At 45.2% G+C, this 16,475-nt stretch carries 13 protein-coding genes; 8 read left to right on the top strand and 5 right to left on the bottom strand.

The window, feature by feature from the left end; genetic code table 11:
* Window positions 1-3: 3 nt before the first annotated feature.
* A complete protein-coding gene (locus KEF85_RS12495; protein WP_215581049.1) occupies window positions 4-774 on the top strand; it encodes a CpsD/CapB family tyrosine-protein kinase in 771 nt (256 codons plus the stop codon).
* 96 nt (window positions 775-870) lie between these two features.
* Here the strand turns inward: KEF85_RS12495 and KEF85_RS12500 are convergent, their stop codons facing one another.
* Window positions 871-3,099 carry a protein-disulfide reductase DsbD gene (locus KEF85_RS12500; protein ID WP_215581051.1) on the bottom strand — a complete coding sequence of 743 codons (2,229 nt, stop codon included), beginning with the start codon at window positions 3,097-3,099 and terminating at the stop codon, window positions 871-873.
* 263 nt (window positions 3,100-3,362) lie between these two features.
* Here KEF85_RS12500 and KEF85_RS12505 point away from each other — a divergent pair, with 263 nt between their 5' ends.
* A complete protein-coding gene (locus tag KEF85_RS12505) occupies window positions 3,363-3,797 on the top strand; it encodes an FxsA family protein (RefSeq protein WP_215581053.1) in 435 nt (144 codons plus the stop codon).
* Window positions 3,798-3,858: 61 nt separating this feature from the next.
* Here KEF85_RS12505 and KEF85_RS12510 read toward each other — a convergent pair whose 3' ends face one another.
* Window positions 3,859-4,110 carry a YgaP family membrane protein gene (locus tag KEF85_RS12510; RefSeq protein ID WP_215581055.1) on the bottom strand — a complete coding sequence of 84 codons (252 nt, stop codon included), beginning with the start codon at window positions 4,108-4,110 and terminating at the stop codon, window positions 3,859-3,861.
* A 95-nt stretch (window positions 4,111-4,205) separates the two neighbouring features.
* Between KEF85_RS12510 and uvrD the strand changes: the two genes are divergently transcribed.
* Both uvrD and htpG read left to right on the top strand, forming a co-directional pair.
* Window positions 4,206-6,377: a DNA helicase II gene (gene uvrD, locus KEF85_RS12515; RefSeq protein WP_215581057.1), complete on the top strand. Its 2,172-nt coding sequence runs from the start codon at window positions 4,206-4,208 to the stop codon at window positions 6,375-6,377.
* Window positions 6,378-6,565: 188 nt separating this feature from the next.
* On the top strand, window positions 6,566-8,500 hold the full coding sequence (gene htpG / locus KEF85_RS12520; RefSeq protein ID WP_215581059.1) for a molecular chaperone HtpG: 1,935 nt from the start codon (window positions 6,566-6,568) through the stop codon (window positions 8,498-8,500).
* A gap of 85 nt (window positions 8,501-8,585) precedes the next feature.
* On the opposite strand, the gene KEF85_RS12525 is transcribed toward htpG, so the two are convergent.
* Both KEF85_RS12525 and KEF85_RS12530 read right to left on the bottom strand, forming a co-directional pair.
* Complete coding sequence (locus KEF85_RS12525) at window positions 8,586-9,308, bottom strand: hypothetical protein (RefSeq protein WP_215581061.1); 723 nt, start codon at window positions 9,306-9,308, stop codon at window positions 8,586-8,588.
* Between the two features lie 127 nt (window positions 9,309-9,435).
* Complete coding sequence (locus KEF85_RS12530; RefSeq protein ID WP_215581063.1) at window positions 9,436-10,059, bottom strand: inorganic pyrophosphatase; 624 nt, start codon at window positions 10,057-10,059, stop codon at window positions 9,436-9,438.
* Between the two features lie 192 nt (window positions 10,060-10,251).
* Here KEF85_RS12530 and KEF85_RS12535 point away from each other — a divergent pair, with 192 nt between their 5' ends.
* The 4 genes from KEF85_RS12535 (at window position 10,252) to KEF85_RS12550 (ending at window position 14,852) form a co-directional block, all read left to right on the top strand.
* Complete coding sequence (locus KEF85_RS12535; RefSeq protein WP_215581064.1) at window positions 10,252-10,680, top strand: desulfoferrodoxin family protein; 429 nt, start codon at window positions 10,252-10,254, stop codon at window positions 10,678-10,680.
* Between the two features lie 783 nt (window positions 10,681-11,463).
* On the top strand, window positions 11,464-12,222 hold the full coding sequence (locus KEF85_RS12540; protein WP_215581066.1) for a hypothetical protein: 759 nt from the start codon (window positions 11,464-11,466) through the stop codon (window positions 12,220-12,222).
* Window positions 12,223-12,251: 29 nt separating this feature from the next.
* The gene (locus KEF85_RS12545) at window positions 12,252-13,772 is read left to right on the top strand and encodes a beta strand repeat-containing protein (RefSeq protein ID WP_215581069.1); all 1,521 of its coding nucleotides are present in this window, start codon (window positions 12,252-12,254) and stop codon (window positions 13,770-13,772) included.
* Between the two features lie 537 nt (window positions 13,773-14,309).
* Window positions 14,310-14,852, top strand: coding sequence for an ABC transporter transmembrane domain-containing protein (locus KEF85_RS12550; protein ID WP_215581071.1), 543 nt, complete (start codon window positions 14,310-14,312; stop codon window positions 14,850-14,852).
* Here KEF85_RS12550 and tnpC read toward each other — a convergent pair.
* Entirely contained in the window at window positions 14,827-16,440 is a 1,614-nt protein-coding gene (tnpC, locus tag KEF85_RS12555) for an IS66 family transposase (protein ID WP_215579386.1), read from the bottom strand. The genes KEF85_RS12550 and tnpC overlap by 26 nt on opposite strands.
* Between the last annotated feature and the right edge of the window lie 35 nt (window positions 16,441-16,475).

The following is a 16,475-nucleotide window of genomic DNA, read 5'->3' on the forward strand; positions in this document are numbered from 1 at the left end:
CCCATGAATTCAATTCAGAATATTGCGAGCAACGGCAGACAGGCTGGCATTAGTACCGATAACAGCATTATCAATATTGCCTACACCCAAACTGCTGTGCAACCAGTCAATAATGCGCTATTAAAGAAAAACAGAATCATCTCGCCCTTACAGGCCGGCAAATGGCTGGAATCTTATCGGATGTTGCGCACCCGCTGCCTGCAAACTATGGACAATATGGGTTGGCAAACCTTGGCTATCACCAGTACCAGTGCCAAAACCGGCAATAGTCTTACCGCCGCCAATCTAGCCATCAGCATTGCTCTGGAACTAAACCGTACCGTATTATTGGTGGACACCAATTTCCTGAATCCGGCCATAGACCAATTATTTGGCTTACAGGTAAAAAGCGGCTTGAGTGATTTTCTGCTCCACGATGTTGAGCTTAGCAGTGTGCTGATCAATCCCGGCATAGAACGGCTGGTGATCTTACCGGCAGGCAAACCTATGCTTAATTCCACTGAGATGTTGCATGCCCCAAAAATGCTGAGTTTGGTCAGCGAATTAAAAAACCGTTATCCCTCACGCATTATTATTTTCGACTTACCGCCGATCTTGGCGCAAGATGATGCTTTAGGTTTTGCACCTTACGTTGACGCTTTGTTATTGGTGATTGATGAGGGCCAAACCCGAACCGAAGAGCTTAAGAAAACTGCGTCATTACTAAAAGGTATCAATGTGCTAGGTACTGTCTTCAACAAATCAACCGACCATAAGATTCGTTATCAAGATTAATGGCCGACGGCAACAGACGGCCCTTAGGCTGTCTGTTGCCGGGTAAGATAAAAATGTGATGAGCTATGTTGTTTGTCAGGAACGAAACCCATATCCTCAATGATTTAGGACTTGCAAGCTATCAGAAAAGGTCTTGGCATCTTGATAACCGATAATACGACTGGCCGAATTTTCTGTTCCGGCACTGGTAAAGAAAATAATGCCAGGGGGACCAATTAATCCGAAATGTTTTAACAAAACCATATCTTCCTGATTATTTTCAGTTACATCAGCTTGTAAAAGCACATAATCCGCCAACAAGTGCTGCACTTCGGCATCAGTAAAAGTGTATTCTTCCATTTCCTTGCAAGACACACACCACTCAGCATAAAAATCCAGCATCACCGGTTTATGATTAGCGGTAGCCTGTTTAACTTTGCTGTCCAACTCAGCTAATGTATGAACTTTTTGAAAAACCAGACCTATCTTAGCTTGTTGCGGTGTATTAGCTGCCAAGCCCTGGAGTGGCTGTAATAAATTTTTACTGCCGGCACTCAATCCGATCAATTCCAAAACACCCCATACCAACATGACAAACCCGAGGCCTTTCCATAATTTCCGCCAACCGGAAGCAGAGTTGGGTAATGGATCAATAGCACTTAGATAAATACCCGGAATAATCAGCAGCAAAGCGGTGAAGAATATGACTAGGTTAATCGGTAAAATTCTGGACAGCATCCAGACGGCGACACCCAACATGATTACCCCGAATACCGTTTTGGTACTGTTTAACCATGCGCCTGATTTCGGCAACAGCTTGCCTGCCGAAGCGCCCAAGGCCAATAAGGGTAAGCCCATCCCCAAACCCATAGCGAACAAGGCGAAACCGCCCAGCACCACATCACCTGTCTGACCAATATAGATCAAGGCGGCGGCCAGCGGTGCCGCAACACAAGGGCCGACAATCAAGGCAGATAGCGCCCCCATTATTCCAGCCCCCCAATAGGAGCCATCGCGATGTTTGTCGCTGGAGTTCAGCACCCGATTTTGCAATGATTGCGGCAACTCCAGATTGTAAAAACCAAACATTGATAACGATAACACTACGAACACGCTACTGAATGCAGTAATTACCCAAGGATTTTGAAAGGCTGCCTGTAAATTACTGCCGAACAAGGCTGCCAGAATGCCAAACAGGGTATACATTAAGGCTGAGGCCAGCACATAACTTAAGGAAAGTAGAAAGGCTTTTCGGGTAGTGATATCGCTGCCTTGCCCGACAATAATACCTGACAGAATAGGTATCATAGGAAAAACACAGGGCGTGAAAGCCAGCAGCACGCCAAAACCAAAAAAACTCAACAAGGTCAGTGCCAAACCATCCCGTTTTAATGAGTTGACAATATTATCCTGTTCCGAATTCGCTGCTACAGAGGATGTCTTATTCAGTGCTGCTGGTAAAATGACGGCGGGTAAACTCAAGCTGACCCTGGTCTGCATTGGCGGGTAACAAACACCGCGTTCAGCACAGCCCTGATATTTGGCCAGCAGGACTATGGTTTCGGCATCGGGCTGGTCGCGCACGACACTCACATCAGCAGCCACTTCCTGACGATAAATTTCTACCTGGCCAAACTCGGCATCATGATAGGCTTCACCAGGCGGTAACTGCAGTTTTGCCAAATGCACCTGGCTAGCAACTCCCTCCAGGCTCAAGAGCAGTTTATCCTTGTAAAGATAATAGCCAGGGGCAGGTATCCAAGTGACATGCAGCGTGTGATCATCCTTGACTTCCGCATTAAACTTAAACGCTTGCTCTGCCGGTAGTAAATCACTATTAAAAGCCCCCGGAGCCAGATTCTTAAAATTTTGTACCAAGTGGCTCAAGCCACTATCGCTATTACTGGCTGGCTTTGCCGGTAGCACCACATCCAAAATGACTTTTTGCGGCGGATAACATACGCCAATATCCGCGCAGCCTTGGTATTTAACAAGCAAACTAAGTTTATCTTCAGCAGTGCTATACAATAGCGGCAATTCAACCTTAGTCAGGCCACGATAGACCACGACCTCACCAAATACTGCGTCCTGTTCGACAACACCAGTAGGTAAGGAATACTCACCAAGCTGAATAGACTGGATTTGCGACTGAAACTTAATTTTGTCCTGATAAAGATGATAACCTTCAGCAATCTGCCAGCTAATCTCCAATTTTTCTGGAGAAATCGCTCGCACAGACAGCTGAAAAGCCTGGTCAACGGGAAGAATATCCTTGCTATCCAAGGCCGGTAAGGTTTGCGAAACCATCCCGAAAAAAATCAAAACAATCAGTCTATACACAAGCATATATCCATCCAGGAAAAATATTTCGGCAAACCGCAATCAATTGTGACAGCAAACATATAAGAAATTGATAATATTTATTATTTTCTAAAAGACCCTGTATAACTGGGTTTATCGGCTTTCTGCGCATCCCGTACCAGTTCTATCGCTAATTCAGCATTTTTCAAGCAGAACCATGTCAAAATAACAAATGCCACTTAATAATTATCCAGTAATTTCTGGCGGTATGCTTTACTATCCACTGTTTTTTTGATTTGGGTCTCAAAATGAAAATCATGCAAGCCCTGTTTTTGTTTTTTTTGATTGTACCTTTTGTGGAAATCTACGTTCTACTGGAAGTAGGTAGTTTAATCGGCGCCTTTCCGACAATTTTTTTAGTGGTATTTACTGCGGTATTGGGGGCTTGGCTGCTGAAAAGACAAGGCTTTAGTACCTGGCAGCGTTTCCAGAATAATTTACAACAAGGCATTATGCCGACTTACGAAATTATTGAAGGCCCCATTTTACTAGTTGGCGGGGCGCTTTTGCTGACACCAGGATTTTTCAGCGATCTGTTGGGATTTGCCTGTCTGATTCCGGCTCTACGCAAAAAAATCGCTGAGCAAGTCATTGAAAATTTTCTGATAACTGAGTCTGGATTCAGCAAGCATTCGGCCACTAATGACCGGATTATTGAGGGTGAATTCAAAAAAGAAGAATAACACCCCCTGCCCGAGTCCGTAACTTGGCTGCTACGGATTCTGGGCTAAGATATTTAAGCCTTTACGATTGTGCATCTACCTTGTCTTCAACAACCTGATCCTGACCCAGACTGTTGTGGTTAAACCCGGAATAAGCTGGACACCAGCCGAAATAACTGGTTGCCACTAACAGAGCCCCTGCCACCAATAGCAGTACGCTTCCTGGAAACAGTGAGAAAAACAACAGCACTAAACCGGAGACCATGCGGACTTTTTTATCTTTTAGGCCGATGTTATGTTCAAATTTTACTAAACGTTTATAATCAAAACTCATATCCTATCCTCATTTATAGTGTTTATATCCTGAATTGATCTTGTCCCTTAACAGATCGCCAATATACACAGCTAGACAAAATCTGCCAATAAAAAATGGATGCTTCCGCAATTATTAGTTCTTTAAACGATGCTCAACGACTGGCCGTATCGGCACCAGATCGAGCCACATTAGTGTTAGCCGGGGCCGGCAGCGGTAAAACCCGGGTACTGGTGCACAGGATTGTCTGGCATATACTGATAAATCACATCCAACCTCACAATATTCTGGCGGTGACATTTACCAACAAAGCTGCCACTGAAATGCGCAACCGGATAGAAAGTTTGCTGAATATTTCTACACGCAGCATGTGGATAGGAACCTTCCACGGCTTAGCCCACCGGTTGTTAAGACAACATAGCAAATTGGCCAAATTACCCGAAACCTTTCAGGTAATGGATAGTGACGACCAGTTACGCATCATCAAAAGACTTTTAAAAAACCTGAATATTGATGACACTAAATGGCCACCCAAACAGCTGCAATGGTTTATCAACAGCCAGAAAGAAGAGGGCCGCCGGGCCCGGCATATGGAAAGCAACGGGGACATTTACTACCGACAAATGCTGGCGGTTTATCAGGCTTACGAAGAACTGTGTAATCGCTCTGGTCTGGTGGACTTTGCCGAGCTGTTACTCAGAGCCCATGAAACATTACGTGATAATGAAGAATTGCTGAATTTTTACCGCTCAAGATTCCAGCAAGTACATGTCGATGAATTCCAGGACACCAACACCATTCAGTATGCCTGGTTGCGCCTGTTAACTGAAGGTAAGGACAACCTGTTTGTGGTGGGAGATGACGATCAATGCATTTACGGCTGGCGCGGCGCCAAAATCGAAAATATTTTTAATTTTCAAAAACACTACCCCGGTCATCAAGTGATTCGCCTGGAGCAGAATTACCGTTCTACCGGCCACATTCTCAGAGCGGCCAACACCCTGATTGCCAACAACGAGGGCAGAATGGGCAAGGAGTTGTGGACGGATGCCGGCGAAGGTCAACCATTATCACTTTACACCGCGTTTAACGAACAGGACGAAGCCCATTTTGTGGTGGAAAAAATTCGCCTCTGGGCCAGGGAAGGCGGACTACGCAGCGACACGGCCATTCTCTATCGTTCCAACGCTCAATCCAGGCAATTTGAAGAACGCCTAATGACTACTGCCACCCCTTACCGGGTTTATGGCGGTCTACGCTTTTTTGAGCGCATGGAAATTAAAAACGCCTTGGCCTATCTGCGCCTGATGAATAATCAGCACGATGACGCTTCTTTTGAACGCATAGTCAATACACCCACTCGGGGCATAGGCGCCAAAACCCTGGACAATATGCGCTCGCTCGCCCGAGAACAACAACTGTCGCTATGGCGAGCCTCTCAGTTTATGCTGGAACAAAAACAATTATCGGCGCGGGCCGCTAGTGCCCTGCAGAGCTTCTTAAGCCTAATCCAAAAACTAGGTCAGGATAGTACCGATCTGCCGCTGCACGAAAAAGTAAAATTCGTCATCGAAGCCAGCGCACTGCTGGATTTGTATAAAAAGGAAAAACAGGATAAAGGCGAAACCCGAGTGGAAAACCTGGAGGAATTGGTCAATGCCGCCCGCTTGTTCGATTATCAAAACAATAATGATGATGAAGAAAATTTAAGTGAATTAGACATGTTTTTGGCTCATGCCACCCTGGAGGCCGGCGAGAATCAGGGAGAGGCCGAAGAAGACTGCGTACAGCTGATGACCATCCACTCCGCCAAGGGGCTGGAGTTTAAACTGGTATTTATGGTCGGCATGGAAGATGGCTTATTTCCCTCTCAGCAGGCCCTGGATGATGTCGGACGCTTACAAGAAGAACGGCGTTTATGTTATGTGGGCATCACCCGCGCCATGCAGCAACTATATTTAAGCCACGCAGAATCAAGACGCCTGTACGGTAAAGACAGCTATCCGCGCCCTTCCCGCTTCATCCGTGAAATTCCAGAGGACTTACTGCAAGAAATTCGTATGCGTGCCAATATCAGCAGACCGCTCAGCACTTCACCCAACCAATCACAAAAAATAAGTAATAACTCGGCTTATAGACTGGGCCAAACCGTCAGACACGCCAAATTTGGCGAAGGTGTAGTACTTCAAACCGAAGGCGAAGGCGCCGAAGAAAAAGTGCAAATTAATTTTCGTAATGAAGGAATCAAATGGCTGATGCTGGCCTATGCCAAACTTGAGAAAGCCTGACATTCGCTACATCAATCCCAAAACTGACGAAATCTCTGGGCGGCACCGACATTTTCGCAACCAGACTATCTAGATCTCCAAGCAAATCGAGAAAAATCCCCGGCCTGACTCTTGAAAACCAGCCCGATCATCCCCAAGTTGCTGACTAAAGAATTTTAACTTAGTCTTAACCCGAGAAGAGTATAAACATGACTGTTGAAGCAAAAAAAGAAACACTAGGTTTTCAAACTGAGGTCAAACATTTACTGCATTTAATGATTCATTCCTTGTACAGCAACAAGGAAATATTCTTGCGCGAATTAATTTCCAACGCCTCTGATGCCGCCGATAAGCTGCGTTTCGAAGCATTGGGAAATGACAGTCTTTATGAAGGCGATAGCGATCTGAAAATCCGTATCGAATTTAATGAACCCCAAAAAACTATCACCATTATTGACAATGGTATTGGTATGACCCGCGAAGAAGTTCAGGATCATATCGGTACTATCGCTAAATCGGGAACCAAACAGTTTTTTGAGCGCTTAACCGGCGACCAAGCCAAAGACAGTGAATTAATTGGTCAATTTGGGGTTGGCTTCTATTCAGCCTTTATCGTTGCCGATAAAGTTAGCTTGACCACCCGTAAAGCTGGAACCGCTGTTAGCGAAGGGGTACGTTGGGAATCGGCCGGCGAAGGTGACTACAGCATTGAAACGGTAGAAAAACCCAGCAGAGGCACTGAAATTGTGCTGCATCTGAAGGAAGGCGAAACAGAATTTTTAAACGATTGGCGCCTGCGTTCCATTATTAAAAAATTCTCGGATCACATTTCCTTACCAATTGTGATGAGTAAAGAAGTTGTTGCCGAGCAGGACGAGGAAAACAACGAAATAACGCCAGCCAACATTGAGGATGAGACCGTCAATAGCGCTTCGGCTCTATGGGCAAAATCAAAAGACGAAATTAGCGACGAAGCCTATAGCGAATTCTACAAACATGTCGCGCATGATTTTCAGGAACCGCTAACCTATGTTCACAGCAAAGTGGAAGGCATCAATGAATATACCCTGCTGCTTTATGTCCCTAGCCGCGCTCCGTTTGACTTATGGGACCGTGATGCCAAACATGGGGTGAAGCTTTACATCCGCAAAGTATTCATCACCGATGACGCAGAGCAACTGATGCCGCGTTATCTGCGCTTTATCCGTGGCATTATCGATGCAGATTCATTGCCATTGAATGTTTCCCGGGAAATTTTGCAACAAAGCAAACAAATCAGCACGATTAAAGCCGGTGCGGTCAAAAAAGTACTAGGGCTGCTGGAAAACCTAGCCGAAACCGATGGTGAAAAATACCAGCAATTCTGGGAACAATTCGGCAATGTTATCAAGGAAGGTTCAGTTGAAGATTTCAAAAACAAAGAGCGTATCGCCAAACTGTTAAGATTTTCTTCCTCACATACTGACAGCAAAGTCCAGAATGTGTCGCTGGATGACTACATCAGCCGGATGAAAGAAGGTCAGGATAAAATATATTTTGTCACGGCAGACAACTTTGCTGCGGCCAAAAACAGTCCGCATCTGGAAGTTTTCCGCAAAAAAAATATCGAAGTATTGTTGCTGACGGATCGAATCGACGAATGGCTGGTCTCCAGCTTAAGCGAATATAACGACAAGCACTTGCAATCCATTAGCAAAGGTGAGCTTGATCTGGACAAATTTGACACTGAAGCTGAAAAACAGCAACAGGCTGAAATCAGCAAAGATTTTGAATCCGTGTTAAAACAAATGCAGGAAGTGCTGGCCGATAAAGTCAGCGAGGTCAGAATCAGCCACCGACTGACCGATTCGCCGGCCTGTCTGGTGACCGGTGCCTATGACATGAGCCTGAACATGGAACGAATTATGAAAGAGGCGGGACAGGCCGCAAATATGCTGGGCATGGGCGGCAGCAAACCGATACTCGAAGTTAATCCTGAACATGCTTTGGTTAATGTACTGAAAAACGAACAGGACGATGCACGATTTGCAGATATTACCCATATTCTTTTCGACCAGACGGTACTTAGCGAAGGCGGCCAACTCGACGATCCATCAGTATTTGTCCACAAGCTGAATGGCTTACTGCAAAGCCTTTTAGCTTAAATCACTGCATAAGCCAAAAATAGCAGGCTTAACCGATAAAGTTAAGCCTGCACTGCTTTGTTTGACCGGCAATTCTGTACCAGACTTATAATTGCCAAAATTTGAATTGTGCCAAATTCAGTTTTAAGCCGACGATTCCATAAAACTCATTACCGGAATCAGTTTCCGGCACACCTACACCGGCATAAATCGATTGATACCAAAGATTGATGACAGCTCCGGACACATTACTGTGACCGCTGAAATAATCGCCCTGCAGATAAAAATCCGCCGTAAAATTCAAATTAAAACCGACGGTATAAGCCAACACATCAGTTGTTGTAGTCAGGGCCTTGTCGGCCCAAAAAGGCCCGGCCCGCAAACTGATTAAGGGCAGCGCTTGATAGGAAATGACAGCATAATCAATGTTATGCCATTGATGCTGAGTTGAAAGAGCTGTCGTACCATTTTGAGTACCGAGTACCGCTTTCAATTGCTTAGTCACATCAAAGGATTTTGATACATTGATATAACTATCCCATTCGTAATTCTGAGCACCACCGCCATAAACTGGGATGTTATATGAGGCTATTTGCACATCCCAGCCATCAACTGAAGAAAAATCCAGGGTTGGACTAAGATAATCAGTGGCCGCGTAGGTATTGGATTCTAGGGTAAATGACCAGACATCACTATCATCGGTGTTGGGAGTAGTATCAATTTTTCTGACCGGATGAGCTTTACCACTATCTTTGGGATGAGCATAACCCGAAATAAATAGCAAAAGGAATGCTAATTGCAGCGCTTTCATCACGATATTTTTTGCCAAAAACACCTGACAAACCAGTAGTAGCTAATCTGAACTACTAGAGCCATATCCAATTACCGAAATCATTTTCCCTGCCGCTGCAAGTCGGCTAAACTGACAGAAGCCGACCACACTCACGGAGACAATGTTATAGAGCGTCCTGACAACCAAAATGATATTGATAATCTGCTAATGCCCGGTTTATCACTTCATGGGCTTCTTCTCTGCCATAGACATCGGTTATTTCACAACCATTTTCTTCGTCGGGAAGGTGTTTATAGGTTAAAAAATAATGCTTGAGACGATTAATATAGGAGGCCGGGCAATCAGAAACATCCCGCCATTGCCGATAAAATTCATCACCTTTCATCACAGCAATAATTTTATCGTCGGCTTCCCCACCATCCAACAAACGAAAACCACCAATAGGAATGGCCTGCAAAAGGATATCGCCATGCGTGACCGTGCGTTCGCTTAACACACAAATATCGATGGGGTCGCCATCCCCTTTCAGCACAGCTTTACCTGATTTTAAACCGGCGTATTCGGCAACTCTTTCAGCACAATAGGTTCGTGGAATGAATCCGTAGAGCGTGGGTATCATATTGGAAAATTTTTGGGGCCGATCAATTTTTAAATAACCGCTGGCTTTATCGATTTCGTATTTCACGGTATCGGACGGCACAATTTCAATAAATGCCGTGACTATAGAGGGTGCATCATTACCTGGATGAATCCCATGCCAGGGATGTGCTTTATGTACAATATTCATATGGGAAAAAGTCTATTAACCTGTTTTTCAATCCTGAAATCAATCCAACCGGTTTTTCAATAAAAAGCCCGAAAAAAAACGGGTTTTCCGGGTTAGGTTTATGCATTATCATGCATCACAGCATGATGCGTTGAGCTATTTAAAATAGCGGCACGCAACAATACCATTTAACCAACCGATTAAGGTACCATTATGGAACGTAGAAATTTTATCCGCCTGAGCCTCACGACTGCAGGTGCGGCACTAAGCCTACCAGCCATTAGCCTCGCAGAAAACCGCAAACCGTTACCAACCGGTGCGGACATTTTCTATACCAAAGAAGACACCGGTCGTTGGGCCGGCAAAGCCGCTACTCATCTACCGGTCATCGAAATCAGCAAAACTGCGGCCGAGGCAACTGTCAAAATCACCACACCTCATGAAATGAAGGGGTATGAGCATTATATTGTTAAACATATATTACTTGATAAAGATCACAAGTTCATCAATGAACACATGTTTGACCCTAGTAAAGACAGCATTGCCATATCCTCATTTACGCTAAAAAACTACAGTGGCAGCATATACGCCCTAAGTTTTTGCAATAAACACGACCTTTGGTTAGCCGAAGCCGAAATATAAACTTCACCACCTCATATATACCTGCCTTTGGCTGGACAGGTCAGTACTATGTTTCGCTAAAATCACAACTCAACTTAATCACTGGTTTTCCAAGCAAGCCAAAAATTACGCTAAGCCTAGTAGCTTACAAAGGCAAGCTGTTAAACCAGCAACATCTATCCTGTCGGGACTTGGCACACTAGTGTAACCGCAGTTCAAGCTTTGTCATAACACCGAAAGGCTGATTGACCAGCAAACGCAAAAATCGGCCAAAAATCAACCATATTACCTATCGTCATATCTATATCAACTAAAGTAATTAAATATATTACAGTAATATTACATACTATCTATTTCCACCAGAAATACCTAAAATTTATTAAATTATACTAAGACTAAAGCTTAAGCTGCCGCCAAGACAATACTAATTTAAAAACTACGACCAAAAACCAACCACCCACAAAGACATAAAATTTTTTCCTTATTTTTCAATAAACTAAATAATATTTTTAAATTAAAAATACCGACCCGCTGAATACCAAAACTTCTACAAACCCAAACAAAAACAAAATACTGTATTTCTTGACCCAGTCATAAAATAATGGTACATTTTATTCAAGTACCTTCAGCTGGGATTTTTAATACATCGACAGGGATGGGACGAAAGGGCACGAGCATAACCATGAACAACCCATGCATTCTAAAAACGGATTGCGTTTGAGATGTGGCTTTTTAACACATCGAAATGGCATGTGTTCTGACTGAGACGTTGATTTAATAACTTTATGGAAAGGTTTTTGGGATATGACATATAAAAAATTTATTGTAGTGCCTTTTTTGCTATTGACAGTGAACGAATCAGCGCAAGCAAGTTCGTATCCTCCTAGCCTAAATAACTTATTTACCGGCAAGGCAAATGCACCATCCAGCGCTGACTTTGCTTTTGACTCGCGCGGATTAACCGTCTCAGTTAGTGGCAGCGGCAGCAGTTACACATTAACGGCTCATGGCACCGGCAACCTCACCTATTATAGCCCAGGAAACACGACGACTTATGCCGGCACCAGTACCAGTTATACTCTTACCGCCAATTTCACTCAAGCCGATCACATTATTTCGCTAAACCATGGCGAATTAACTATAAGCAGTACACTTGGTTTACGGCCAACCGCAATAGGCGGAGTTGCCCTGAATGCCCCTGTACATAATTTATTGTACGATGCACAATTAACCGGCTTTAAAGTAGGCACAGAGCAGGGAGACCTAGGCTTCACAACAGCATTTAACCCTTCCTGGTCTAACCAAACTCCGTTTACAGGCGGTTCACAAAATGAGTCTGTGTATCTATTTGACCAACTTGCTTTAGCTAATGGCGGTATTGGCCGATTAACACAACTTGTTGACGCTTTTGCCAGCGGCGATTTGAGCGCCATAAGCAACATCACCTACTCAAATGTTGAATCTTTTGCCGTCATACCACTACCTTCACCAGTAGTTCTGTTCGGCAGCGGATTAACTGCATTGATTGGATTAAGACATCAACGTAGAAATAATTCTAAATGATATTAAATACAGATTTATAGGATATTGAGATGACTATTACAATCAACAACAACCCAAACGACCCAAGCGGCCTATATACGATTGATAGCACAACTGCGATTTCAGGCAAAACTGTTATTGGTGGAACCGCAAAACACAAAATTGTCATTGCCAATAATGTTCAATACACCGTAACCGGTGACAACGGTGGCGATACCATCAATTTCAGCAAAAATACCACGGACAATAATCTGTTTGGTGGTACTGGTGATGACACTATTAAAGCCGGCAATGGCAATAATTACATAGTCGGCGGCGGTGGCAATGACACCATCAGCGCGGGCAATGGTAGTAATACCATTTTAGTTGGCTCAACTACTGGTACATCGCCAGTAAGCAGCACAGTTTCGGTCGGTAGCGGCAATAACAGTATTTCAATAAGCGGAAATAGTAGCGATATCGCCAGCATTAGTCTGGGCAAAGGCAGCAACTGGGTTAGTGTTTCAGGCGGAACAGCCAATATTAAAAGCTTCAGTAATGCTAAAGATGCGCTGGATGTTTTCAGTGGAGCAACGGCTAACGTATTAGCCATAACCAAAGCCTGGACTCCTGACAATCAAACCATCAACGATGGCACAGTTTATTTAACCACTAAAACTGTTGCAATTAATCTGAGCGGTGCTGGCGGCACGAGTGGCTGGAATGTTACCGCGACCGGCTCAACTTCGTTAACCGGCAGCAGCTATAACGATACCTTTCTTGCCAGTGGCAGCAAAGATGTTTTGACTGGCGGCGGCGGCACCGATAGTTTTTATATCACTAAAGGCAGCTCAACTATCACCGACTTAAGTGGTAACGATGTATTAGTGGCTTCTGCAAAAACCAAAGTTAGCGCAACCGTTTCAGCGAATTGGACAGCTGGGAATACCACTACCGATGATGGTGCGGTTACTTTGAATCTCAATTCCGGCGTTTCAGTTGACCTAAGCAACGCGGTAGTCAGCAAAGGTTTAACCATTGACGGTAGCAATGGCAGTGACAACATTATCGGCAGCAATGGCAACGACTTGATTAAAGCCGGCATACACGATTCTCTGACCGGCGGTGCCGGTAGTGACACCTTCAGCTTTGCCAAAGGCAGCACTGTTAAAGGCGTAGAAAAAATATTTGGCGGCATTACCGATACTACCTTAAATACTGTTACTGATTACAGCAAAGGTGCAGTGGGAACTGGTGATGTCCTTCAATACTCGTCTACCCTGAAAATTGGCGGGTTCGATGCGGCTAATGGTGTGAGTATTGACAGCAAAACAGGCGTTGTCTCATTTACATCAAATCCTACCGATTTGAACACAGCGGTAACAGAACTTGCTACAGCCTTCAATTCCCATCATCAAGGCAATGGCACTTTTGCTTTTTTTCAGCTTAATGGTACAGGCCCTGAATATCTGTATATTGCCAGCGCTAAAGAAGCCTCGCCCAGTAGCCATGATAATGTCATTCAACTGGTTGGTGTTACTTCAATTAGCGAGATCAGCTTACACGGCTCACATTTAACTATTATTAGTTAATCTACTGTTTATCGAGTTTTTTTATCAAGGCCGTTAAGCTATTTGGCTTTAACGGCTTTTTTATTGCTCCAATGTTGACCGCCTCTCTGGCTGATCCAGCTGCGCTTATCATTTAGGCATACTGTGTTAGTAGTCGACCAATTCTTATTTTGACAGATACCTAGTAGGATGTGCTGAACGCAGTGATGCGCATCAATCGCGCACGATGCGCCTCCAGAATCGGCACATCCTCTGGCTCTTCTGTCAAAATAAGATTGGTCAACCATTAGTTTGAAGGCTGCTAAAATCGCTTGATATCCCTAGCAGAGCTCTAAAAACCAATTTTCCAAGAAACAACACGCTTAATCAAATTTCTTCATCATATAAAGGCTGTACAATTAAAAGTCTGGGGGCACTCCCATCACTTTTTCAACTTCCGCTTGTTATATGACGACTTCTCACGTTTCTCAGCGTGCTGCTCAAGCGCCTGATTTGCCCACCGGAACCATACGCTTTCTGCTACACTGTATAAAGAGCTTCCGCAACTTAATACTGTTCATGCTGTTAATGGAGGCAGGCCAGGCAGTTTGCAACATCTTGGTGCCCTATGCTATCAAAGCTATTATGGATGGCGTTGTCATAAGTAATGGCCAGCCTGCACTAGCGTCGCTACAACAACCCCTGGCACTATTGGCCGGACTGGTACTGGCAGAAATCTTATTCAGCAGGATAAGTGGCGCTGTACTAATCACCATTGCGCCCCGTTTAAGAAAACACACCACGGAAAGCCTTTTCGCTTATTTGCAATATCACTCGATACGCTATTTTGCCAATCACTTTGCCGGAGCACTGGCGCACCGTATCAGCGAAACAGCCACGAGTGTCAATCATACAATCTGGTCGATACTGGGTGACTTTTGGCCGATCAGCATCACTTTTGGCGTATCGATAGCTCTATTGTTCGGTGTTCATCCGGATCTGGGAATATTCGTAGCCGGCTGGGTATTGATATATGTACTTTGTTCCTATTGGCTGGCGACACGCTGCCAAAACGTAAGCGGTTATCAAACCCCATCTAGCCATTTTTCCATCCGCTGTTAATATGCTCCCTATCCACTTGCCAGGGCAGCAGTGATTCAATATCTTCCAGAGTCTGAGCCTTGGGCAGTTCTTTAAAAATATGATGCAGATAGCGATACGGCTCCAGTCCATTGAGTTTGGCGGTTTCAATCAGGCTATAGAGATTGGCACTGGCTTTGGCGCCTTTTATGGTATCGGCGAATAGCCAGTTATTACGACCAATGACAAAGGGCCGGATGGCGCGTTCCACGGCATTGTTATCAATGTCTAACCGCCCATCTTGGCAATAGACGGTGAGTGTTGACCACTGGTTAGCCAGATAGCCCAAGGCTTTGCCGGTTAAGCTGGTGGGGGCCACTTGGGTTAAGGAGATATCCAACCAAGCTTTGATTTCATGCAGGATCGGCACGGCCTGCTGTTGGCGAATCCGGTATTTTTCATCGACCGACAGATATTTGATTTGCGTCTCAATCCGGTACAGTTTCTGGATCATGATTAAGGCCTTACTGACTTTGCCGGCTTTAGGCTGAGCTTTGCCTTGGGCTTTTAAGGCTTCATCGAATTTACGTCTGGCGTGTGCCCAACACCCGGCATGGCGCAAGCCGTTTTTAGCGCACACGGTCGGGTAAGCGGCGTAGCCGTCGGTTTGCAGCGTACCGCTGTAACCTTGTAGCAGTTGGTCTGCCACGGCCTGGCTGCGGGTGGGTGCATAGTGAAACAGCACGACTGGTTGATCAGGTGGGCCACCGCGCTGTACCCACAGATAAGACTGACTGCTAGCGGCTTTGCCCTCTTCTTTCAAGACTTGTAGCGTGGTTTCATCCATTTGCAGAATGGGGTACTGATGCAGGTGTTCCTGCATCAAATTGCACAAAGCTTGAATCAGCTCGCCGCAACGAATCGCCCATAAAGACAGGGTGCCGCGTGATAGCTCAACGCCGATACGCTGAAACTGTTTACTTTGCCGGTAAAACGGCAAGGCATCCAGGAATTTGCTGGTGATCAGATAAGCCAGTAAACCGGGCGAAGCATTGCTTTTAGGCAGCGGTTGCGGCGGCAGTGGCGCGGTTTTCACCTCGGCCTGACAGCAAGGGCAGGCATACTTGATGCGGATATGGCGTAACACCTGCACCTTGGCTGGAATGATGTCCAGTTGTTCGGACACTTCAGTACCGATTTCTTTTAGCGCATGGCCGGCTGAGCAACGGCGTTGCGCTTCCGGTAGGTCGTGGATGATCTCAACGCGGGGGAGTGCAGCAGGCAGGGCTTTACGGCCAGGCTTGACCGGTACAGTTTGGCCGGGCTGGGCTGCGGAAGCGATAGGCGCTGATGCATTTTCGGTGGCGGCCACCACTTCAGAGGTGGCCGTCGCCGTTTCAGCGGTCGTTTCATCCGACTCTTCGGCATAGGCTTCCGCCTCATTGAACATATCCGCTTGCTCTGCCCGGTATTTCTCGCTATTGGCGCCAAAGCGTTTATGTAGCAAGAGATTGATTTGCTCTTGCAGAATATCGTGTTTTGATTGTAATTGCCGATAATCACGCGTCAGCGTACGTAGCATTTTCTGCAGGCTGTCGACATCTGAAGGCAATTCAAGCTCTTGTTCCATAAGGCTTATTATAGCAACTTACGCCATAATAAGCC

The organism is Methylomonas paludis (genome assembly GCF_018734325.1).
In the GTDB taxonomy this organism is placed as follows: Bacteria; Pseudomonadota; Gammaproteobacteria; order Methylococcales; family Methylomonadaceae; genus Methylomonas; species Methylomonas paludis.